Origin of the sequence: Amycolatopsis sp. NPDC101161, from assembly GCF_044768185.1 — a bacterium.
GTDB lineage: Bacteria > Actinomycetota > Actinomycetes > Mycobacteriales > Pseudonocardiaceae > Amycolatopsis.
In genome coordinates this window covers 568,455-587,957 of sequence record NZ_JBIWPI010000002.1, presented here as the reverse complement: position 1 = coordinate 587,957, position 19,503 = coordinate 568,455, and the positions used below count along the sequence as shown (strand labels likewise).

21 protein-coding genes are annotated in these 19,503 nt (G+C 70.5%); 12 read left to right on the top strand and 9 right to left on the bottom strand.

Translation table 11 applies throughout. The annotated features are described in order from the left end of the window. The first annotated feature begins 10 nt into the window (after positions 1 to 10). The gene (locus ACIRSS_RS13900; RefSeq protein WP_400894453.1) at positions 11 to 460 is read left to right on the top strand and encodes a hypothetical protein; all 450 of its coding nucleotides are present in this window, start codon (positions 11 to 13) and stop codon (positions 458 to 460) included. Here the strand turns inward: ACIRSS_RS13900 and rdmE are convergent. Continuing rightward, positions 457 to 2,001, bottom strand: a complete 1,545-nt coding sequence (gene rdmE / locus ACIRSS_RS13895; RefSeq protein WP_400894451.1) for an aklavinone 12-hydroxylase RdmE — start codon at positions 1,999 to 2,001, stop codon at positions 457 to 459. The two genes, ACIRSS_RS13900 and rdmE, sit on opposite strands and share 4 nt — an antisense overlap. Positions 2,002 to 2,163: 162 nt before the next feature. Here rdmE and ACIRSS_RS13890 point away from each other — a divergent pair, with 162 nt between their 5' ends. The 3 genes from ACIRSS_RS13890 to ACIRSS_RS13880 all read left to right on the top strand — a co-directional run bounded on the left by ACIRSS_RS13890 (position 2,164) and on the right by ACIRSS_RS13880 (position 5,319). Then, entirely contained in the window at positions 2,164 to 3,474 is a 1,311-nt protein-coding gene (locus ACIRSS_RS13890) for a bifunctional o-acetylhomoserine/o-acetylserine sulfhydrylase (protein ID WP_400894449.1), read from the top strand. Further along, positions 3,471 to 4,577 (top strand): homoserine O-acetyltransferase, encoded by a 1,107-nt coding sequence (locus ACIRSS_RS13885; protein WP_400894447.1) that lies wholly within the window; start codon positions 3,471 to 3,473, stop codon positions 4,575 to 4,577. The genes ACIRSS_RS13890 and ACIRSS_RS13885 overlap by 4 nt, the downstream gene beginning before the upstream one ends. 76 nt (positions 4,578 to 4,653) lie before the next feature. Next, positions 4,654 to 5,319, top strand: coding sequence for a DUF2306 domain-containing protein (locus tag ACIRSS_RS13880; protein WP_400894445.1), 666 nt, complete (start codon positions 4,654 to 4,656; stop codon positions 5,317 to 5,319). Here the strand turns inward: ACIRSS_RS13880 and ACIRSS_RS13875 are convergent. Both ACIRSS_RS13875 and ACIRSS_RS13870 read right to left on the bottom strand, forming a co-directional pair. After that, on the bottom strand, positions 5,247 to 5,465 hold the full coding sequence (locus ACIRSS_RS13875) for a hypothetical protein (RefSeq protein WP_400894443.1): 219 nt from the start codon (positions 5,463 to 5,465) through the stop codon (positions 5,247 to 5,249). The genes ACIRSS_RS13880 and ACIRSS_RS13875 overlap by 73 nt on opposite strands. 13 nt (positions 5,466 to 5,478) lie before the next feature. Continuing rightward, positions 5,479 to 6,357, bottom strand: a complete 879-nt coding sequence (locus ACIRSS_RS13870; RefSeq protein WP_400894441.1) for a diiron oxygenase — start codon at positions 6,355 to 6,357, stop codon at positions 5,479 to 5,481. A gap of 69 nt (positions 6,358 to 6,426) precedes the next feature. Between ACIRSS_RS13870 and ACIRSS_RS13865 the strand changes: the two genes are divergently transcribed. Beyond that, positions 6,427 to 7,053: a TetR/AcrR family transcriptional regulator gene (locus tag ACIRSS_RS13865; protein WP_400894439.1), complete on the top strand. Its 627-nt coding sequence runs from the start codon at positions 6,427 to 6,429 to the stop codon at positions 7,051 to 7,053. A 1-nt stretch (position 7,054) separates the two neighbouring features. Here ACIRSS_RS13865 and ACIRSS_RS13860 read toward each other — a convergent pair whose 3' ends face one another. Beyond that, the gene (locus ACIRSS_RS13860; RefSeq protein ID WP_400894437.1) at positions 7,055 to 7,795 is read right to left on the bottom strand and encodes an SDR family oxidoreductase; all 741 of its coding nucleotides are present in this window, start codon (positions 7,793 to 7,795) and stop codon (positions 7,055 to 7,057) included. Positions 7,796 to 7,869: 74 nt separating this feature from the next. On the opposite strand from ACIRSS_RS13860, the gene ACIRSS_RS13855 reads away from it, so the two are divergent. Continuing rightward, positions 7,870 to 8,427 (top strand): TetR/AcrR family transcriptional regulator, encoded by a 558-nt coding sequence (locus ACIRSS_RS13855; protein ID WP_400894435.1) that lies wholly within the window; start codon positions 7,870 to 7,872, stop codon positions 8,425 to 8,427. Here ACIRSS_RS13855 and ACIRSS_RS13850 read toward each other — a convergent pair. Together ACIRSS_RS13850 and ACIRSS_RS13845 are read right to left on the bottom strand one after the other, a co-directional pair. Continuing rightward, positions 8,424 to 8,924 (bottom strand): hypothetical protein, encoded by a 501-nt coding sequence (locus tag ACIRSS_RS13850; RefSeq protein WP_086670478.1) that lies wholly within the window; start codon positions 8,922 to 8,924, stop codon positions 8,424 to 8,426. The genes ACIRSS_RS13855 and ACIRSS_RS13850 overlap by 4 nt on opposite strands. A gap of 46 nt (positions 8,925 to 8,970) precedes the next feature. Continuing rightward, entirely contained in the window at positions 8,971 to 9,561 is a 591-nt protein-coding gene (locus tag ACIRSS_RS13845) for a TetR/AcrR family transcriptional regulator (RefSeq protein WP_400894433.1), read from the bottom strand. A 343-nt stretch (positions 9,562 to 9,904) separates the two neighbouring features. On the opposite strand from ACIRSS_RS13845, the gene ACIRSS_RS13840 reads away from it, so the two are divergent. The 4 genes from ACIRSS_RS13840 to ACIRSS_RS13825 all read left to right on the top strand — a co-directional run bounded on the left by ACIRSS_RS13840 (position 9,905) and on the right by ACIRSS_RS13825 (position 15,576). After that, the gene (locus ACIRSS_RS13840) at positions 9,905 to 10,675 is read left to right on the top strand and encodes an SGNH/GDSL hydrolase family protein (protein ID WP_400894431.1); all 771 of its coding nucleotides are present in this window, start codon (positions 9,905 to 9,907) and stop codon (positions 10,673 to 10,675) included. 148 nt (positions 10,676 to 10,823) lie between these two features. After that, positions 10,824 to 12,437 carry a carboxyl transferase domain-containing protein gene (locus tag ACIRSS_RS13835; protein ID WP_400894429.1) on the top strand — a complete coding sequence of 538 codons (1,614 nt, stop codon included), beginning with the start codon at positions 10,824 to 10,826 and terminating at the stop codon, positions 12,435 to 12,437. Positions 12,438 to 12,439: 2 nt separating this feature from the next. Continuing rightward, the gene (locus tag ACIRSS_RS13830) at positions 12,440 to 14,425 is read left to right on the top strand and encodes an acetyl-CoA carboxylase biotin carboxylase subunit (RefSeq protein WP_400894427.1); all 1,986 of its coding nucleotides are present in this window, start codon (positions 12,440 to 12,442) and stop codon (positions 14,423 to 14,425) included. Then, complete coding sequence (locus ACIRSS_RS13825) at positions 14,422 to 15,576, top strand: acyl-CoA dehydrogenase family protein (RefSeq protein WP_400894425.1); 1,155 nt, start codon at positions 14,422 to 14,424, stop codon at positions 15,574 to 15,576. Before ACIRSS_RS13830 ends, ACIRSS_RS13825 begins: the two co-directional genes overlap by 4 nt. Positions 15,577 to 15,618: 42 nt before the next feature. On the opposite strand, the gene ACIRSS_RS13820 is transcribed toward ACIRSS_RS13825, so the two are convergent. Genes ACIRSS_RS13820 through ACIRSS_RS13810 form a run of 3 tightly spaced genes read right to left on the bottom strand, consistent with a single transcriptional unit; the run spans position 15,619 to position 17,906 of the window. Next, entirely contained in the window at positions 15,619 to 17,010 is a 1,392-nt protein-coding gene (locus ACIRSS_RS13820) for a hypothetical protein (protein WP_400894423.1), read from the bottom strand. After that, positions 17,007 to 17,342: a hypothetical protein gene (locus ACIRSS_RS13815; protein ID WP_400894421.1), complete on the bottom strand. Its 336-nt coding sequence runs from the start codon at positions 17,340 to 17,342 to the stop codon at positions 17,007 to 17,009. The genes ACIRSS_RS13820 and ACIRSS_RS13815 overlap by 4 nt, the downstream gene beginning before the upstream one ends. 15 nt (positions 17,343 to 17,357) lie before the next feature. Beyond that, positions 17,358 to 17,906, bottom strand: a complete 549-nt coding sequence (locus tag ACIRSS_RS13810; protein WP_400894419.1) for a YbaB/EbfC family nucleoid-associated protein — start codon at positions 17,904 to 17,906, stop codon at positions 17,358 to 17,360. A gap of 159 nt (positions 17,907 to 18,065) precedes the next feature. Between ACIRSS_RS13810 and ACIRSS_RS13805 the strand changes: the two genes are divergently transcribed. Continuing rightward, positions 18,066 to 18,578, top strand: a complete 513-nt coding sequence (locus ACIRSS_RS13805; RefSeq protein WP_400894417.1) for a GNAT family N-acetyltransferase — start codon at positions 18,066 to 18,068, stop codon at positions 18,576 to 18,578. A 59-nt stretch (positions 18,579 to 18,637) separates the two neighbouring features. Beyond that, positions 18,638 to 19,483: an SDR family oxidoreductase gene (locus tag ACIRSS_RS13800; protein WP_400894415.1), complete on the top strand. Its 846-nt coding sequence runs from the start codon at positions 18,638 to 18,640 to the stop codon at positions 19,481 to 19,483. The last annotated feature ends 20 nt before the right edge of the window (positions 19,484 to 19,503 follow it).

The window sequence follows — 19,503 nt, the reverse complement described above, 5'->3', positions numbered from 1 at the left end:
GGAGCGCGAGGTGATCGGCTTGCACGGGCGTGCCGAAGCGGACTGGGAAAGGCTGGTCGTGGCCGGCAAGGCGATCCTGATCGCGCGGGCGGTGGTGGACCGGACGCTCTCCTACGGCGAATTCGCCGCGGCGCTGGTCCGCTGCACCGGCCACGCCGGGTTCGACTTCACCACCGCGGACGGCCGCGCCGGCATGGCGTACCTGGTCGACCGGATTTCGGACGCCGCGTTCGAGGAGGCGGGCGGCCGGCTGCTCGGCGCGTTCGTGCGCGACCTCGGCGCGGACGACGCCGGGCCCGGGTTCTACCGGCTCGCGGGCCGGAAGGGCCTGGCCGTGCCCCGGACCCGCGGCGGGCGCCGGCTGTTCTGGGCCGACCACGTCCGTGAGCTGCACGAACACTTCGTGCGCGCACTGCCGCGGCCGGCCCGTCGCGACGAGCTACCGTCGAGAAGCGACTAGCGCGACAGCACGGCCGTCAGCACCCGCCACAGCTCGCCGGCGGGGTCGTCGACCGGCTCCTTCGCCCGCCACGCGACGATGCCGTCCGGACGCACGAGTGACGCGCCGCCCGTCGAAAGGCCGTAGCGGGCAGCGATGTCGTCGAGTGTGTGGCATTCGAGGCGGACGCCGGTCTCGGCCGCGATGTCCGCCGCGGCGGGGGACCACCGCGACCCGTCGCCCGCGCAGAGCAGCACCCACGACCGGCCCAGCAGGTCCACAGTGGACGCGAGGCCGGGCGCCCGGAAGCCGGGCCGCCCGGTCGGCGCGTGGACGTCCTCGACGCGCGCACCGTCGTCCGGCTCTTCCGACAAAACCGCCGTCGAGCGGTACCGGAACCCGAGCATGGCGTTCAGCATGTCCTCCGGCTCGCCGACCCCCGAGAGGTCGAGGCCGGGGTGCATGCGCTGCTTCATGTTGTGCAGCGAGGTGTCGATGATCATCCGCGCGATCGGCTTGCGTTCGGCTTCGTAGGTGTCGAGCAGCGCCGGACCCGCTTCGCCGCGCAGCACCGCGGCGAGCTTCCACGCGATGTCCGCGCCGTCGCCGACCGCCGTGTTGCCGCCCTGGCCGCCGGTCGGCGGCGTCACCTTCGCGGCGTCGCCGGCCAGGAACACCCGCCCCTCGCGGAACCGGTCGGCCAGCCGCGCGGCGACCTCCCACGAGCCCGTCCAGACGATCTCCGGCTCCAGGTCCGGCAGGTCGGTCGCCGCGCGGATCATCGAGACCAGCCGGTCGTGGGTGAAGTCGGCCGGGCTTTCGCCGCGGTCGGGGAAGTAGTCCGGCGCGAAGACGTACCGGTTCGGGATGTCGGTGTTGACCAGCCCGGCCGTGAAGTCCGGGTGCTGCAGGTAGAACAGGTCGGTCACGCCGGCCTGGACGCGGTCGCCGAGGTCGGCGTCGAACACGACGCCGAGGCAGTGGCTCAGCGCGTCCAGGCCGGTGGTCCCGATGCCGAGGCGGGCCCGGATGCCGCTGCGGCCGCCGTCGGCGGCGACGACGTAGTCCGCGCGCACGACCGTCTCCTCGCCCGAGTCGCGGTGCCGCAGCGTCGCGGTGACGCCGTCGTCGTCCTGGGTCAGGTCGGCGAGCTCGGTGCGGAACCGCACCCGCGCGCCCGCCTTCTCTGCGTGCGCCAGCAGGATCGGCTCGACGACGTCCTGCCCGGCCATGCCGGCCGGCATCGTCGTCGACGCGGAGACGTCGATCTCGCTGCCGTCCTCCATGAGCCGGTGCAACACGCGGCCCGCCAGGCTCGTCGCGACAGTGATCCGCAGTCCTTGCGACGCCCGCGGGCTCACTTCCAGGACCTCGCGGTCGATTCCTGCCCAGTGGAACAGCTCCATCGTGCGCCAGTTCTGCCCGGCGGCCCGCGAGTGGACCGACGTTCCGGCGTGCCGCTCGACGGTCAGCACGTCCACTCCCTCCCGCGCCAGGAACAACGACGCGGCCAGTCCACCCAGCCCGGCCCCCACGACCAGCACCTGAACCCGCTCCGGCATGACTTTCTCCCTGTCTGTGAATCTCCCTGTGCAAATATCTTAGACACAAAGAGATTGGCTTGACAAGGAGACCGTTCTCCCAGGACGTGGGAACGGTTGGGTACTCCGTTCGGCCGAAGTAGCTTCGAACCACCAGACCCCTTGACCCGCAAGGAGAAACCGATGAGCGCGGACGACACCTCGGCGTGGTCCTTCGAGACCAGGCAGATCCACGCGGGCGCCGCGCCGGATCCGGCCACGGGCGCGCGGGCGACGCCGATCTACCAGACGACGTCGTACGTCTTCCGCGACAGCCAGCACGGCGCCGACCTGTTCAGCCTCGCCGAGCCCGGCAACATCTACACGCGGATCATGAACCCGACGCAGGACGTGCTGGAGCAGCGCGTCGCCTCGCTCGAAGGCGGTGTCGCGGCGCTGGCGTTCGCCTCCGGCTCGGCCGCGACCACCGCGGCGATCCTCAACCTCGCGGGCGCGGGTGACCACTTCGTCTCGAGCCAGTCGCTCTACGGCGGCACCTACAACCTCTTCCACTACACGCTGCCGAAGCTCGGCATCGAGGTCACGTTCATCGACGACCAGGACGACCTCGAGCAGTGGCGGGCCGCCGTCCGGCCGAACACGAAGTTCTTCTTCGCCGAGACGCTCGCCAACCCGGGCAGCAACGTCCTCGACATCCGCGGCGTCGCCGACACCGCGCACGAGGCCGGCGTCCCGCTCCTGGTCGACAACACCATCCCGACGCCTTACCTCGTAAGGCCGATCGAGCACGGCGCCGACGTCGTCATCCACTCGGCCACCAAGTACCTCGGCGGACACGGCACGACGATCGCCGGCGTCCTGGTCGACGGCGGCACGTTCGACTTCGGCAAGGCCCCGGGGCGCTTCCCGGGCTTCAATGAGCCCGACCCCAGCTACCACGGCCTGAAGTACTGGGAAGCGCTCGGCCCGGGCGCGTTCGCGGCGAAGGCGCGCGTGCAGCTCCTGCGTGACACGGGTGCGGCGATCGCGCCGCTCAACAGCTTCCTGATCCTGCAGGGCATCGAAACGCTGTCGCTGCGCATCGAGCGGCACGTGCAGAACGCGCAGGCGCTCGCGGAGTGGCTCGAACAGCGTGACGAGGTCGATACGGTGTATTACGCGGGACTGCCGTCCAGCCCGTACCACGCGGCGGCGCAGAAGTACCTGCCGCGCGGCGCGGGCGCGGTCCTGGCGTTCGACCTGCGCGGCGGCGTCGAGGCGGGGCGCAAGTTCGTCGACGGCACCGAGCTGCACAGCCAGCTGGTGAACCTCGGCGACGTCCGCAGCCTGATCGTGCACCCGGCGTCGACCACGCACAGCCAGCTCGCGCCGCAGGAACAGCTCGCCAGCGGCGTCACGCCGGGCCTGGTCCGGATCGCCGTCGGACTGGAAGGGATCGAGGACCTCAAGGCCGACCTGGAGGCCGGATTCCGGGCGGCCAAGGCGGAACTGTGACCGTTACCGGTGCCTGGCGGGTCGGGGACCCGCCGGGCCGCCGGCGGTTCGTCACCGGCTCCGGCGCGCTCGCGCTGGAGGCCGGTGGTGTGCTGCCCGAGTTAACGATCGCTTACGAGACCTGGGGGACGCTGAACTCGGACGCGTCCAACGCGGTTCTCGTCGAACACGCGCTGACCGGCGACAGTCACGCGGCCGGGCCCCGGGAACCGGGACACCCGAGCGCGGGCTGGTGGGACGGGCTGATCGGACCCGGGAAGGCCTTGGACACCGGCGAGTTCTTCGTCGTGGTCCCGAACGTGCTCGGCGGGTGCCAGGGCTCGACCGGGCCCTCGTCGGACTTCGACGGCAAGCCGTGGGGCAGCCGGTTCCCGGTCGTGACCGTCCGGGACCAAGTGGCTTCCGAAGCCGTGCTGGCGGACGCGCTGGGCATCGAGCGCTGGGCGGCCGTCGTCGGCGGGTCGATGGGCGGGATGCGCGCGCTGGAGTGGGCGGTGACGCTGCCCGCGCGCGTGGCGTCGGTGTTGGTGCTGGCGTCGACGGCGCGGGCGTCGGCCGAGCAGATCGCGTGGGCGGCTCCGCAGCTGCACGCGATCCGGTCGGACCCGCACTTCCACGGCGGCGACTACTACTCGTCGCCCGAGGGACCGCACGCCGGGCTGGGTATCGCGCGGCGGATCGCGCACGTCACCTACCGCAGCGAGCCGGAGCTGGCCCGGCGGTTCGGCCGGGCGTACCAGGGCGACGAGGACCCGTTGCGGGGCGGGCGGTTCGCCGTCGAGTCCTATTTGGACCACCACGCGGACAAGCTGGCCGCGCGGTTCGACGCGAACAGCTACCTGGTGCTGACGGAGTCGATGAACACCCACGACGTCGGCCGCGGCCGCGGCGGCGTGGCGGCGGCGCTGGGCCGGGTGACGGCCCGGACGGTGATCGGGGGAGTGGACAGCGACCGGCTCTACCCGCTGTACCAGTCGGCGGAGATCGCCGCGGGCATCCCCGGCGCGCCGGAACCGTCGGTGGTGTCGTCGCCGTACGGCCACGACTCGTTCCTCATCGAGACGGGCCAGATCTCGGCGCTGGTGAAGGCGTTGCTGGGTTAGTACGTTCCCCGACGTACGGCGACAAGCCGTTCCCGGACGGACGACCGGGCCCGCGTCGCCGCGGGATCGTGGCGCCATGCGGAAAACCTGGCTGGTGTTCGCCGTCGCGACCGGGTTCGGCGCGGTGCTCGTATACCCGTACCTGAGTCTCGACATCGCCGACAGCCGGCTCGACGTGCGCGACGGCGTCCAGTATTCGGTCCTGGTGGTGCACATCTTCACGGCCACCGTGGCGCTCGTGCTCGGTCCGCTGCAGTTCGTGCCGAAGGTGCGGGCACGCAAGCGGCTGCACCGGACGTTCGGCCGGGTCTACCTCCTGGCCGGGGTAGTGCCGTCGGCGCTGGCCGCGATCCCGGTCGCCGTCTGGTCCGGACGCCCGCTCACGCAGGTCAGCCTGACCGCCGCGGCGGTCCTGTGGCTGGTCACCGGCGGCCTCGCGTACCGCGCGGCGAGGCGGCGCGACTTCGCCGCCCACCGGACGTGGATGCTGCGGAACTACGCGCTGACGTTCCTCGCCGTCACCTCACGCGTGCTCGTGCCGGTACTGCTGCTGGCCCAGGCCCCGCTCGGCGGCGTCGACCCGGCGAGCGCGACCGCGCTGATCCCCGTCGGGCAGACGCTGGGCTGGGTCGTCAACCTGGTCGTCGTCGAGGTCCTGCTCCGGCGCGGTCAGCGCCCGGCGACGCGTTCGCCCAGGCGCACCAAGCGGTTCGCCACTCGCCGCGACGCGCCCGCCGCGTAGTCGCCGAGGCGTTCGGCGGCGCGGTCGGACAGTTTCTCGACCCGCCACGCGACGTCGTCCGCGCGGTCGCCCGCTTCGTCGCCGGCGGTGGTGATCCGGTCGGCGAGCCGGCCGGTGCCCGCGGCGAGCAGATCCTTGAGTGCCATGGCTTCCCCTCCGCTAGAGCATTCCGGCGCGGCGCCACAGCACCGCGCTCGGGCCGCCGATCAGGTCGTTCTCCCGCAGGAACCGGACGAGCTTGCGGGCCCCGAAAGCGAGGGTCTCCCGCCGGTGCGGGCTGGTCCGCGCGGCGGCCACCGCGACGCCGGGGTCGATCCCCGCGCGCAGGTACTGCCGCGGCCGGGAAAGCAGGCGGGACATCAGCAGCGCGCCGACGGCGACGACGATCCGCGCGAACTCCTTGCGCCACCAGGGCGCGTCCGCGAGTTCCCGGACCAGGTCGTCACGCGCGTACCGGACGTGCCGGGCCTCTTCGGTGACGTGGATGCGCATCACCGCGCGGACCACCGGCTGCACGGACTCGTCGTCGAGGTGCTCGCGCTGCAGCGCGTCGAAGATCTCTTCGCCGATCAGCGTCGCCACCCACATCGCCGGGCCGTGCAGGATCACCGGGAGCGCCTGCGCGGACAGCTGCAGCCAGCGGTTGTTGCGGTACGGCCGGCCGCCGACGCGCTCGATCAGCGTCGCGAACATCGTGGAGTGCCGGCACTCGTCGGCGACCTCGGTCAGCGCGTAGTGCACGTGCCGGGTCGTCGGGTCCTGGCGGTAGGACGCGCGCAGCAGCATCTGCATGAGGATCAGCTCGAACCAGATCCCGACGCTGACGGTGTTCACCAGCTCCTGGCGCGACAGCTCGATCCGCTGCGCGCGGCTCAGCGTGTCCCACACCGGCGTGCCGTACAGGGAGACGAGCTTTTCGGGGATGAAGAACTGGTCGTCGTTCAGCGGCGCGGCCCAGTGGACGTCGACGCCGGGGTCGTAGGAGAGCCGGGCGCTCGAGCGGAGCAGCCGTTCCGCGGTGGCTTCGCGATCACCCATCCGTGCCTCCCTGTGTCGTTTAACACTAGAACGCATGAAACAATCTCCGTCAAGATGTAAAGTCCGCTCATGCGCGATCTCCTGAAGCACGCGCTCGAAGCCGAACTGCCCGGCGACGAGACCGCGGAACGGATCATGGGCGCGGCGCTCACCCAGGCCGAGGACTTCGGGCTGCGCCGGTTCACCGTGGACGACGTCGCGCGCCGCGTCGGCCTTTCGCGGGTGACGATCTACCGCTACTTCCCGAAGAAGGACCAGCTGCTGGGCGCGCTGATCCAGCGGGAGATGAAACGGTTCCTGACGAAGGTCGACGCCGTCGTCGAGGCGCAGGCGACCCCGGAGGAGAAGCTCATCGAGGGGTTGAGCTTCTCCCTGGGGTACCTGCGCGGGCACCGGCTGCTCAACCGCCTGCTGCGCACCGAGCCGGAGCTGATCCTCCCGCACCTGACGGTCCAGGCGGGCGGCCTGTTCGCGGCGGCCCGGTCGCGGATCGCGGCGCACTTCCACGCGGAGATCGCGGCGGGCCGGCTCAGCCTGCCCGCCGGCGACGTCGACGGGATGGCCGAGCTGCTGATCCGGATCGTCGTGTCGCTGGTGCTGACGCCGGAGACGGTCCTGCCGGTCGACGACGACGCCCAGCGCCGCCGGCTGGCCGAGCTGTACCTGGCGCCGATCGTCCGTTCGCTGCGTCCTTGACTCAGCCCTGCCGGGTCGGCCGGATCGTGAGGTCGCCGATCTCGACGTCGTCGGGCTGCTCGATGGCGAACGCGATGGCCCGCGCGACGGCGTCGGGGCTGATGCCGAGCGTCGCCATCGCCTGCTGGGCCTGCTCGCGCTGCGCGGGGTCCTCGACGTAGTCGACGAGCTCGGTGCGCACGTACCCCGGCGAGATCGACGTCGTGCGCAGGACACCGTCGGTGGACTCCTGGCGCAGCGCCTCCAGCAGCGTCCGCACGGCGTTCTTGGTCCCCGCGTAGACGGCCTGGGTGGGGACGATCTTCAGCCCCGACGTCGAGACGGTCGTGACGAAGTGCCCGCGGCCCTGCTTTTGGAACACCGGGAGCGCGGCGGCGATGCCGTGCAGGACGCCGCGGAGGTTGACGTCGATCATCGCGTCCCAGGCGTCGACGTCGAGGTCCGCGATCGGCGCGATCCGGGCGACGCCGGCGTTGCCCACCAGGACGTCGAGGCGTCCGAACCGGTCGACGGCTCGCGCGACGAGCCGCTCGAGATCGGCGCGCCGGGTGACGTCGACGTCCAGCACCTCGACGCGGCCGCCGTCGTCGCGGATCTTTTCCGCGAGCGCTTCCAGCCGGTCGGTGCGCCGGGCGCCGAGCATCACCGCCGCCCCGCGGCCGGCGAGTTCCCGCGCGGTCGCTTCGCCGATCCCGCTGCTCGCGCCGGTGATCGCGACGACCTTGTCCAGTCCGTTCGTCATGGGGTCCTCCGTTAAACTGACAACTGTCCGGTTAATCTTACCGGACACTTGTCCATTTATGCGAGGAGAGTGCTGTGGCCGGTCGTGAGCGCCGTTCGGACGCCGTCGCCAACCGCGACCGGATCGTCGAGGCCGCGCGGGCGGAGCTGAGCGAGTCCAACGGCGCGGCCGACGACCTGAAGCTGCACCGGGTCGCCAAGGCCGCGGGCGTCGGGCAGGGCACGCTCTACCGGCACTTCCCGACGCGCGAGCACCTGCTGGCGGAGGTGTACCGGGCCGAGCTGACCCAGCTCGTCGACACCGTCGCGCCCTTGCTGGCGAAGCACTCGCCGCTGGACGCGCTGTCCCGCTGGCTGGACCGGCTGGTCGAGTACGCGCGCGTCAAACGCGGCGTCATGGCGGCGATCGAGGTGCCGGCGTGGCAGGACCTCTACTCCGGCCAGCACCACCGGCTCGACGAAGCGCTCGAAACGCTGCTGGACCAGGGAAAGGCCGTCGGGGAGATCCGCGCCGGAGTCGACGCCGCCGACGTCATCCGGCTGCTCGGAGCGCTTTCGCGGATCCCGGAGGCCGAGTGGGACGAGCGGGCACCCCGGATCGTGGCGGTGATCGTCGACGGCATCCGCGCCTAGTCGGAGACGGCTTCCGAGATCCAGGGGGCCACCGGCAGGTCGCGGTCGAGGCATTCGACCGACAGCCGGATCGTCCAGCGCAAGGCCTGCAGCACCAGGCTGTCCACCTCGTCGGGCGCCGCGTTGGCGAGGGCGATCTCGACCTGCTCCTGCGCGGCCTCGGTGTTGCCGTGGACCTCCGCCAGCAGCGTCCGGACCGCGGTCCGCACCGGCGGGTCGGCCTGGTCGATCGAGACCTCTTCGCCGTCCTCGTCGAAGACCTGGACCTTCACCGGGGCGCTGCCACCGTCGCCGAGGGTGGAGACCATCGCGCTGCACTCGCCGAACAGCAGCAGCATCAACGCCTTCGTCTCGTCCGCGCGGGCCTGCGGTTCGACGGCCGTCGGCGCGACCTCGACGAGGGCTTCGGCGTCGTCTCCGAGACTCAACGCCGTCAGCGCGCGCTGAGCCTTCTCGACGAGCTCCTGCTCGTTCCAGTCCGCATCCACGTGCCCCATCAAACACCAGCGACGGCGGTCGTGGGGATACCTTGATCCGGGTCGGTCATCCGACCGCGCGGAGCGCACCCAGCGCGAGCCGGGCGAGCAGTTCGGCGAGCTCCGAGTCACCGAGATGGCGGTTGTACGGCGTCGAGTTGATCAGTCCGAACACGGCGTGTGCCGCCGACCGCGCCTGCCGTTCTCCCAGCTCCGGCACGGCTTCCCGGATCGCGCGGACCCACACCTCGACGTACTGGCGCTGCAGCGCGCGGACCTGCTTGCGGTCGGCGTCGGTGAGGTTTGCGAGGTTGCGCTCCTGAACGGTGATCAACGCCGGGTGGTTGAGCGCGAAGCCGACGTGGAACGCCACCAGGCCGGCCAGCGTGTCGTCCGGCGTGCCGGGCCGGGCCGCCCACGTGGTGCCGCCGTCGAGCAGGTAGCGGCTGATCGAGTTCAGCATCTCGCCGAGGATCGCGTCCTTGCTGCGGAAGTGCCGGTAGAGGGCGGGCCCGGAGATCCCGACGGCGGCGCCGATGTCGTCGATGCCCACGCCGTGGAACCCGTGGTGGGCGAACAGCTCGGCGGCCGCGGCCAGGATCTGTTCGCGCCTGTTGGCCTTCTCGCCGTTCACGAGAGGAGTGGGGTTGGCCGGCATCCGGTCATAGTAGAGCGGCAGGTTAGCGAGCGCTAACACCGAGTGGCGCCCGCCTCGCTTCGGGACGTCCGGGTGTGCGGCCGGACGGTGCGGTCACCGGCCCGGGTGAACCTCGCCGCGTGTCGCGGATGTCCGCCCTGTCCGTCCCGCTGTTCCGGCGAAACTCCCTGTTAGCGAGCGCTAACCGTGTTCCCGTCTTCCGGCGTGGGCCGAGTGGGTTACTTACAGGTAACTAGGGGTTCCTTGTGGGGCTTCCACCTGCTGTGATTTTCAGGTCGGTTCTGTCACAAAGGAGTGGCCCATGGGGGTTCCGATCCGTCTTTCGCGACGGTTTGTCCAGAGGTTGAGCACGGCTCTCGGGGCCGTCGTCCTGTCCACTCTCGGCGTCACGGGCCTCGCCCACGCCGCCGGGACCGTCTACGCCGCGCTCGGCGACTCCTACTCCTCGGGAGTCGGGGCCGGCAGCTACGGCAGTTCCGGGAGTTGCTACCGCAGCTCCAACGCCTACGGTCAGCTCTGGGCGAACGCCCACAGCGGCACGTCGTTCACCTTCCTCGCCTGCTCGGGTGCGAAGACCGGCGACGTCATCAACCAGGCCAACTCCATCCCCTCCAACGCGACCCTGGTCACGGTCACCGTGGGCGGCAACGACGCCGGCTTCAGCGACGTGATCCAGACCTGCACCCTCGGCAGCGACTCGGACTGCGTCAACCGCGTCAACACCGCGAAGACCTACGTCAACAACACCCTGCCGCCGTTGCTGACGAACACCTACAACGCGATCAAGGCCAAGGCGCCGGGCGCTCGCCTCGTCGTCCTGTCCTACCCGCGCTTCTACACCGTGCCCGGCTCCTGCTGGGTCGGGCTCAGCGACACCAAGCGGACCGCGATCAACTCCGGCGCGGACACCCTCGCCTCGGTGATCCAGTCCCGCGCGGCGTCGGCGGGCGCGACGTTCGTGGACGTGCGGCCGTCGTTCGTCGGGCACAACATCTGCTCGTCGGCCGACGACTACCTGCACAGCCTCACCTGGCCGGTCATCGAGTCCTACCACCCGACGGTGGCCGGGCAGTCGGGCGGCTACTACGCCCCGCTGCGCGGCGCCATCGGCTGACGCACCTCCCGCGGTACGGAGGCCACCCCGGTTCGCCGGGGTGGCCTTTCCACATTCCGGCGCTGCCGCATTCCGGCGACTGGACACCCACGTTAGCGGTCGCTAACATCGAGGCGGAGGTTAACGACCGCTAACTTCGAGGGAGCCCATGGACACGCCGGCACTGGGGACTTCGGCTGCCCCGGACAGCGAGGCCTACGCCCGCAACGCCACATCCCACGCGGAGCTGGTCGAAGACCTCCGCAAACGGTTATCCGCCGCCCGTCTCGGCGGACCGGAGAAGTCGCGCGCGCGGCACCTCGAACGCGGCAAGCTGCTGCCGCGCGACCGCGTCGACACGCTGCTGGACCCGGGTTCGCCGTTCCTGGAGCTCTCGCCGCTGGCCGCGAACGGGCTGTACGACGACGAGGCGCCGTCCGCGGGCATCATCACCGGGATCGGGCGCGTGTCCGGGCGCGAGTGCGTGATCGTCGCCAACGACGCCACCGTCAAGGGCGGCACGTACTACCCGATGACGGTGAAGAAGCACCTGCGCGCCCAGGAGGTCGCGCTGCACAACAACCTGCCGTGCGTCTACCTGGTGGACTCCGGCGGCGCGTTCCTGCCCAGGCAGGACGAAGTCTTCCCGGATCGTGAACACTTCGGCCGGATCTTCTACAACCAGGCGACGATGTCCGCGCGCGGCATCCCGCAGATCGCCGCGGTGCTCGGGTCGTGCACCGCCGGCGGCGCGTACGTCCCGGCGATGAGCGACGAAGCCGTGATCGTCCGGAACCAGGGCACGATCTTCCTCGGCGGCCCCCCGCTGGTGAAGGCCGCGACGGGCGAGGTCGTCACGGCGGAGGAGCTCGGCGGCGGCGACGTCCACTCCCGCCAGTCCGGCGTCACCGACCACCTGGCCGACGACGACGCGCACGCGCTGCGGATCGTCCGGCAGATCGTCTCGACGCTCGGACCGCGCACGCCGCGCCCGTGGGACGTGCTGCCGACCGAAGCGCCGGCGGTCGACCCCGCGGAGCTGTACGGCGTGGTGCCGACCGACCCGCGCACCCCTTACGACGTAAGGGAGGTGATCGCGCGGATCGTCGACGGCAGCCGGTTCGGCGAGTTCAAGAAGGAGTACGGCGCCACGCTGGTCACCGGCTTCGCGCGGATCCACGGCCACCCGGTGGGGATCGTCGCGAACAACGGCGTGCTGTTCGCCGAGTCCGCGATGAAGGGCGCGCACTTCATCGAGCTGTGCGACAAGCGCTCGATCCCGCTGCTGTTCCTGCAGAACATCACCGGCTTCATGGTCGGGCGCGCGTACGAGGCCGGCGGCATCGCGAAGCACGGCGCGAAGATGGTCACCGCGGTGGCCTGCGCGCGAGTGCCGAAGTTAACGGTCGTTATCGGCGGCTCGTTCGGTGCCGGCAACTACTCGATGTGCGGCCGGGCGTACTCGCCGCGGTTCCTGTGGATGTGGCCGAACGCGCGGATCTCGGTGATGGGTGGTGAACAGGCGGCGTCGGTGCTCTCGACCGTCCGCCGCGACTCGATCGAAGCCCGCGGCGGCGAGTGGTCCGCCGAGGATGAAGAGGCGTTCAAGGACCCGATCCGCGAGCAGTACGAGGCGCAGGGCAGCCCGTACTACTCGACGGCGCGGCTGTGGGACGACGGCGTGATCGACCCGGCGGACACCCGCACGGTGCTCGGCCTCGCGCTCTCGACCGCGGCCAACGCGCCCCTGTCCGATGTCAACTACGGCGTCTTCCGGATGTGATGATGTTCGACTCAGTACTGGTCGCGAACCGCGGCGAGATCGCGGTCCGGGTCATCCGCACGCTGCGGGCGCTCGGCATCCGCGCGGTCGCGGTGTACAGCGACGCGGACGCCGAAGCCCGGCACGTCCGCGAGGCGGACACCGCCGTCCGCATCGGTCCCGCCGAAGCCGTTCGCAGCTACCTTTCGATCCCGGCCATCGTGGATGCCGCCGTGTCGTCGGGGGCGCAGGCCGTGCACCCGGGTTACGGCTTCCTGGCGGAGAACGCCGAGTTCGCGCGCGCCTGCGAGGCCGCCGGGCTCGTGTTCATCGGCCCGCCGGTCGCCGCGATCGACGCGATGGGCGACAAGATCCGCGCCAAGGCGACGGTGTCGAAGGCCGGCGTCCCGGTCGTGCCCGGTGCGTCCGATGTGGACATTCCCGAAGGCGGGTTCGCCGAAGCCGCCGCGAAGGTCGGCTACCCGTTGCTGCTCAAGCCGTCCGCCGGCGGTGGGGGCAAGGGCATGCGGCTCGTGCACGCGCCCGAGGAGCTGGACGCCGCGATCGAGTCGGCCCGGCGCGAGGCCAAGGGGTCGTTCGGGGACGACACGCTGCTGATGGAGCGGTTCGTCACGACGCCGCGGCACATCGAGATCCAGGTCATGGCCGACAAGCACGGCAACGTGATCCACCTCGGCGAGCGCGAGTGCAGCCTGCAGCGGCGGCACCAGAAGATCATCGAGGAAGCGCCGTCGGTCCTGCTGGACGAGGCGACTCGCGAAAAGATGGGCTCGGCCGCGGCCGAAGCCGCGCGCTCGGTCGGGTACGTCGGCGCCGGCACCGTCGAGTTCATCATGTCCGCGAAGAACCCCGACGAGTTCTTCTTCATGGAGATGAACACGCGCCTGCAGGTCGAGCACCCGGTCACCGAGCTGGTCACCGGCCTCGACCTCGTCGAGTGGCAGGTCCGGGTCGCCGCGGGGGAACACCTTTCCGTCGCGCAGGAAGACGTCGTCCTCAATGGACACGCGGTCGAGGCGCGCGTGTACGCCGAGGACCCGGCGCGCGGGTTCATCCCGACGGGCGGAACTGTGCTGGCGGTGCACGAGCCGGCCGGCGACGGCGTCCGCGTCGACTCGTGGATGACGCGCGGCGCGGTCATCGGCTCGAACTACGACCCGATGCTGGCCAAGGTCATCGCGTGGGGCCCGGACCGCGCGGCCGCGCTGCACCGGCTCGACCGCGCGCTGGCCGACACGGCGCTGCTGGGCGTCGGCACCAACACGGCGTTCCTGCGCGGGCTGCTGGCCGACGACGACGTCCGCGCGGGCCGGCTCGACACCGAGCTGGTCGACCGGCGGCTGTCCGAACTGGTCTCGTCGGACGTGCCCGCGGAGTTCTTCGTCGCGGCCGCGCTGGACCGGTTCCTGGAACTGCAGCCTTCGGGGTCCATTGTGGACCCGTGGGACGTGCCGGACGGCTGGCGGATGGGCGGCTCCGGCGGCGTCGTGTTCCGGCTGAAGTCCGGCGCCGCGCACGCCGTGGTCCGCGTGCAGGGCACGCCGGCGGCCGCTGTTGTCCAGGTCGACGACGCCGAGCCAGCCGAGGTCTCGGCGCGGCGTGACGGCGACGTCCTGGAGATCCGGCACGCCGGCGGGTTCGACCGGTACCGCCAGGCCTGCGGTCCCGATCGGACGGTCTGGCTCGCCCGTGACGGACTGAGCTTTCCCTTCGGGGAGCAGGAATTCGTGCTCTCGTCCCGCGGCGAGGCCGCCGGGGCCGGGCCGGTCACCAGCCCGATGCCGGGCACGGTGCTCGTCGTGAAGGTCGCGGCCGGTGACGTCGTGAAGGCCGGCACGCCGTTGCTGGTCGTCGAAGCGATGAAGATGGAGCACACGGTCACCGCGCCGATCGACGGCGTCGTCAGCGAACTCCCAGTCCGGGCAGGCCAACAGGTCGCGCTGGACGAAACCCTTGCCGTAGTGACGCCCCAAGAGGAGCAGCAGTGATCGACTTCCGCCTGGACGAGGAGTACGAGGCCCTCCGCAAGACCGTCGAGGACTTCGCGCACGCCGAAGTCGCGCCGGTGATCGGTGAGCTGTACGAGAAGGAAGAGTTCCCGTACGCCATCGTCGCGAAGATGGCGGAGATGGGCCTGTTCGGCCTGCCGTTCCCCGAGGAGTTCGGCGGCATGGGCGGCGACTACTTCGCGCTGTGCCTGGCGCTGGAGGAGCTCGCGCGGGTCGACTCGTCGGTCGCGATCACCCTCGAAGCCGGCGTTTCGCTCGGCGCGATGCCGATCTTCCGCTTCGGATCCCAGGAGCAGAAGGAAAAGTGGCTGCCTTCGCTGTGCGAGGGCACGGCGCTGGGCGGCTTCGGGTTGACCGAGCCGGGTGGCGGTTCGGACGCGGGCGCGACCCGCACGCGCGCCACTTTGGACGGTGACGAGTGGGTGATCAACGGCAGCAAGGCGTTCATCACGAACTCGGGCACGGACATCACGCGCCTGGTCACGGTCACGGCGGTGACGGACGTGATGGAGAACGGCCGCAAGGAGATCTCGGCGATCATCGTCCCGTCCGGAACGCCGGGCTTCGAGGTGGCGCCCAAGTACTCCAAGGTCGGCTGGAACTGCTCGGACACGCACGAGCTGTCCTTTTCGGACGTTCGCGTGCCGGCGGAGAACCTGGTCGGCGTCCGGGGTCGCGGGTACGCCCAGTTCCTGTCCATCCTGGACGAAGGCCGCGTCGCGATCGCCGCGCTGTCGGTGGGTCTGGCGCAGGGCTGCGTCGACGAATGCCTGCAGTACGTGAAGGACCGCGTCGCGTTCGGCAAGCGGATCGGTGAGTACCAGGCGATCCAGTTCAAGATCGCCGACATGGAGGTCCGTACGCACACCGCGCGCCTGGCGTACTACCAGGCGGCGTCGAAGATGCTGCGCGGCGAGCCGTTCAAGAAGGAAGCGTCGATCGCGAAGCTGGTGGCGTCCAACGCGGCGATGGACAACGCTCGCGACGCGACGCAGATCTTCGGCGGGTACGGGTTCATGAACGAGTTCCCGGTGAGCCGCTTCTACCGCGACGCGAAGATCCTGGAGATCGGCGAGGGCACGAGCGAGGTCCAGAAGATGCTGATCTCGCGTCACCTCGGCGTCGCCTGACGCAGTAAGGGGGCACCTCCCGCGGGAGGCGCCCCCTTACCGCTACTTCGGCTGCTGTTCCTTCTTGTCTTCCTCGGCCCAGGCGGCTTCCGCCTGCATCTGGATGTCGGTCAGGCCGCGGTCGACCTGGACGATGTCCTTGCCGCCCCAGCCCACGAAGTTCTTCGAACTCTTGGCGTCGGACAGCGCCTTCAGCATCGGGTAGTAGTCCGGGTGCTTGGCCTTCAGCCAGTCGTCGACGAACTTCATCTTCTTGTAGCTGTCGCCGAACTTGGTCTTCAGCCAGTCCTCGTGCTTCTTGATCGTCGAGACGTCGTGGTCGCTCAGGTGCGACTTCGGCGGCGTCGGCTTGGGCGGCTCCGGCGGCTTCGGCAGCGGCCGCGAGAAGTTCGGCGTGGTGCCGTCGCCCGGCGGCCGGGTGCTGGGAGTGCCGCCCGCAGGCGCGGGCGGCCCGTCGTGCGTGACCGCCGTGCCCGGCGGGGGCAGCGGCCGCGAGAAGTTGGGTGTCGTGCCGTCGCCCGGGGGACGGGTGCTGGGCGTCGCGCCGCCGGTGGTGGGCGGGCCGTCGTGCGTGACGGCGGTGCCCGGCGGCTTCGGCAGCGGCCGCGAGAAGTTCGGCACCCCGCCACCGTGCGGCGGCAGGTTGCTCAGCTCGTGGCCCGCGCTCGACGAGGAGCCCGGCTTGCCCTTGACCAGCTTCGACAGGCCGGTGAGCCGGGCCAGGGTGCGACCGGCGTAGGCGACGACCTTGGCGAGCTTCGCCATCATCGCCGCGACCTGCACCGAGACGGTCGCGACGCACTTGGTCACCCCGACGGCGATCGACGCGCCGAAGGTGGGGATGGCGAGCGCGAGCGCGATCAGCATCGTGGAGATGATGTCGCCGAGGATCGTCGTGATGATGTCGCGCAGCAGCGAGCGGACCGCGCCGATCAGCGCGCCGGTGGTCTCGACCATGTAGCCGGCGACGTCGGCCGCCTTGGCGTTCGCGTCGATCCAGCCCTTCCGGTCGTTGATCGACTTGAGGAAGCTGTCGTAGCCCTTGCCCTGCCACTGGGTGATCGTCGACTTGAGGGTGTCGTCCAGCGAGGTGCCGGTGTTGCGCAGCGATTCGCCGATCTTGTGCAGCTCGTTGGCGACCTTCGTGACTTCCGCGGGGTTGCCCGCCACCTGGTCGAGCGGCCACTTCAGGAACGAGACGTGCTCGATCAGCCAGCCCAGCCCCGCCGCGATCAGCTTCGCCAGCGGGTCCATGGCGAACGCGACGGTGTCGAGCACGGCGCTGATGACGTTGACGCCCAGCTCCACGCTGACGGCCGCGAGGTCGCCGCCGTGCTCGGTCTGGACCTTGCCGATCGAGTCGCCGACCTGCTTCCAGCTGTCGAAGACGCCGGCGCCGGTCGTGGAGTTCGATGCCGTGATGGGAACGGTCACTTGCCCAGCTCCGTCTCGAAGGTGCTCAAACCCTTGGCGGTGTTCGAGTCGTGGGTCGCGTACGTTTCGGCGGCCTTCTTGACGTCGTCGGCCGACTTGCCGATGTCCCCGACCAGCTTGTTGATCTCCCCGGTGATCACGCCCATCGTGATCCGCGAGGGCACGGCGAGGACCTGGGCGAGCAGGATGCCGAACGCGGCGTTGTCGAACCCGTTGGCGGCCTGCATCCGGTTCGCGGCTTCCTGCACCGCCGGTTGCGTGGTGCCCGACAGGAACTGGCTGAACTTCTGCAGCTCGGCCGGGTCGACCGAGAAACCTTCTCCGGAAACCACTGGTTTCTCCTCCTGCTACCAGGGATTGCTCTCGCCGTCGTCCTCGTCCGGCGCGGGCCGGGGACGACGGCGCGGCTGGTCACGCTGCGGCTGGGGCGGCGCCGGCGGCGGGTGGTGCGGTGGCGGGTGGTGCGGTGGCGCGGGCGGCCGCGGCGGGCGGTCGTCGGCCTCCTGCTCCGGCATGAACACGTCGCTCTTGCCCGGGGGCGGCCCTTCGTCCTGCTCGGGGGCCGGCAGGAACTCGTCGAGCAGTTCACGGGCGGCCGAGTTCTCACCGACCATGCCGCCGAACGCGTCGGCGACCTGGGCCGAGACCTTCTGCTGCGCGCGTCCGATCAGCTGCATCACCAAGCCGGACAAGGCCTGCGGCGGGCGTTCGTACGCGCGGGGGCCGAACCGGAGGTCCTGCAGCACGCCGCTGGGACCGACGGTCACCGAGACCGCCCCGTCCGGCGACTGCACGCTGGCGGTGGCGGATCGGAGCGCTTCCTCGGCGGCTGCGGCTTTTGCCCGGATTTCTTCGAGTTCGACGGTGAACGCGGCCAACGGATCGCCCGGGGGCACTGACTGAGTCAATTCGTCCTCGTCGCGAGAGAGGTGGGGAACGGAGAAAGTCAATCAGCGCTCTTTGAAGCTCGGATGACGCAAAGCGAGCCACCGGTTGAACGCGACGTGGCTCGCCGAAGTCAGCCCGCGCGTACGCGTGGTGCGGTAAACAAGGGCATGGACAACACCGTCATCCGATCGGGTGACTCTGGGGACGTCGACACGTTGCTGCGCTTCTTCGACGAAGCCGTCGAATGGCTCGTCGCGCGCGGCAGCTCGAAGCAGTGGGGGACCGAGCCGTGGAGCGGTGTGCCGAAGCGCGTCGAACGCGTCAAGGGCATGGCCGCGGACCCGGGTCTGCGCATCGCGGTGGTCGACGGCGAGGCCGCCGGCGCGCTGATCGTCTCCGAGGAGCACGACCCGCATGTCCCACCGGTTAACGAGCGTGAACTCTACGTCCGGCTGCTGATCACGTCCCGGCGGTTCACCGGGCGGCGCGTCGGCGGTCGGCTCATCGAGTACGCGCTCGACGAGGCGCGGAGGCGCGGCATCGACCTCGTGCGCGTCGACTGCTGGGCCGGCGGCGACGGCGCCTTACAACGTTATTACGAGAGTCAGGGCTTCAGGCCGACTGTGCAGTTCCACGTCGGCGAGTGGGTCGGACAGGTCCTCGAGCAACGCGTGGGGTAGCGCGATCGCGAGCCAGGGGTGACACTGTTGACGCGTTGCCAACAGACGAAGGAGTCGCCATGGCCGAGGAGCTCGCGGGCAAGGTCGTCGTCATCACCGGCGGCGGGCAGGGGATCGGCGCGGCGACCGCGTCGGCGCTGTCCCGGCTGGGCGCGAAGGTGGTGATCGGCGACCTCGACCAGGTCCGGGCCGAGAAGACCGCAGGCGAGCTGGACGCCGAAGCGCTCCCGCTGGACGTCACCGACATCGCCGGTTTCACCGAGTTCCTCGACGAGGTCGAACGCCGGCACGGCCGCATCGACGTGCTGATCAACAACGCCGGGATCATGCCGCTGGCCCACCTCGAAGAAGAGAGCGACGCGACGACCCGGCGTCAGCTGGAGATCAACCTGCACGCCGTCATCCACGGGACGCGCGAAGCGATGAAGCGGATGCGGCCGCGGCGGTCCGGGCACATCGTCAACGTCGCTTCGTTCGCGGGCAAAGCGGGTTTCCCCGGCGCGGCGACGTACTGCGCGACCAAGCACGCGGTCGTCGGGTTGTCCGAAGCGGTGCACCTGGAGTTGCACGGTTCCGGCGTGCACGTTTCGTGCGTCATGCCGGCGATCGTGCGGACGGAGCTCGCGAGCGGCCTCGGCGAGGCGAAGCTGTTCAAGTCTTCGCGGCCGGAAGATGTGGCCGACGCCATCGTATCCACGCTGCGCAAGCCTCGTTTCGACGTCTACGTGCCCCGGTCCGTGGGAACTATGGGCAAGCTCACCCGCCTGCTCCCGCGGCGGTTCGGCGAAGGGCTCGCCCGCGCGTTGAAGGCGGACCAGCTTTTGGCTTCAGCGGCCCATTCCCCGGCCCGCGCGGAGTACGAGGCGCGCGCGGCGGAAAGCGCGCCAGGAGCCGGTGCGGAGTAACTCGGACGGCCTAGCGACTG

Bases quoted from the DNA above. Each gene is read 5' to 3' on its own strand.
- ACIRSS_RS13865 (WP_400894439.1), top strand. From the start codon at position 6,427: ATGCGCGATCTCCTGAAGCACGCGCTCGAAGCCGAACTGCCCGGCGAC.
- rdmE (WP_400894451.1), bottom strand. From the start codon at position 2,001: ATGCCGGAGCGGGTTCAGGTGCTGGTCGTGGGGGCCGGGCTGGGTGGA.
- ACIRSS_RS13875 (WP_400894443.1), bottom strand. From the start codon at position 5,465: ATGGCACTCAAGGATCTGCTCGCCGCGGGCACCGGCCGGCTCGCCGAC.
- ACIRSS_RS13830 (WP_400894427.1), top strand. From the start codon at position 12,440: ATGTTCGACTCAGTACTGGTCGCGAACCGCGGCGAGATCGCGGTCCGG.
- ACIRSS_RS13860 (WP_400894437.1), bottom strand. From the start codon at position 7,795: ATGACGAACGGACTGGACAAGGTCGTCGCGATCACCGGCGCGAGCAGC.
- ACIRSS_RS13890 (WP_400894449.1), top strand. From the start codon at position 2,164: ATGAGCGCGGACGACACCTCGGCGTGGTCCTTCGAGACCAGGCAGATC.
- ACIRSS_RS13880 (WP_400894445.1), top strand. From the start codon at position 4,654: ATGCGGAAAACCTGGCTGGTGTTCGCCGTCGCGACCGGGTTCGGCGCG.
- ACIRSS_RS13800 (WP_400894415.1), top strand. From the start codon at position 18,638: ATGGCCGAGGAGCTCGCGGGCAAGGTCGTCGTCATCACCGGCGGCGGG.
- ACIRSS_RS13845 (WP_400894433.1), bottom strand. From the start codon at position 9,561: ATGCCGGCCAACCCCACTCCTCTCGTGAACGGCGAGAAGGCCAACAGG.
- ACIRSS_RS13805 (WP_400894417.1), top strand. From the start codon at position 18,066: ATGGACAACACCGTCATCCGATCGGGTGACTCTGGGGACGTCGACACG.
- ACIRSS_RS13835 (WP_400894429.1), top strand. From the start codon at position 10,824: ATGGACACGCCGGCACTGGGGACTTCGGCTGCCCCGGACAGCGAGGCC.
- ACIRSS_RS13850 (WP_086670478.1), bottom strand. From the start codon at position 8,924: ATGGGGCACGTGGATGCGGACTGGAACGAGCAGGAGCTCGTCGAGAAG.
- ACIRSS_RS13870 (WP_400894441.1), bottom strand. From the start codon at position 6,357: ATGGGTGATCGCGAAGCCACCGCGGAACGGCTGCTCCGCTCGAGCGCC.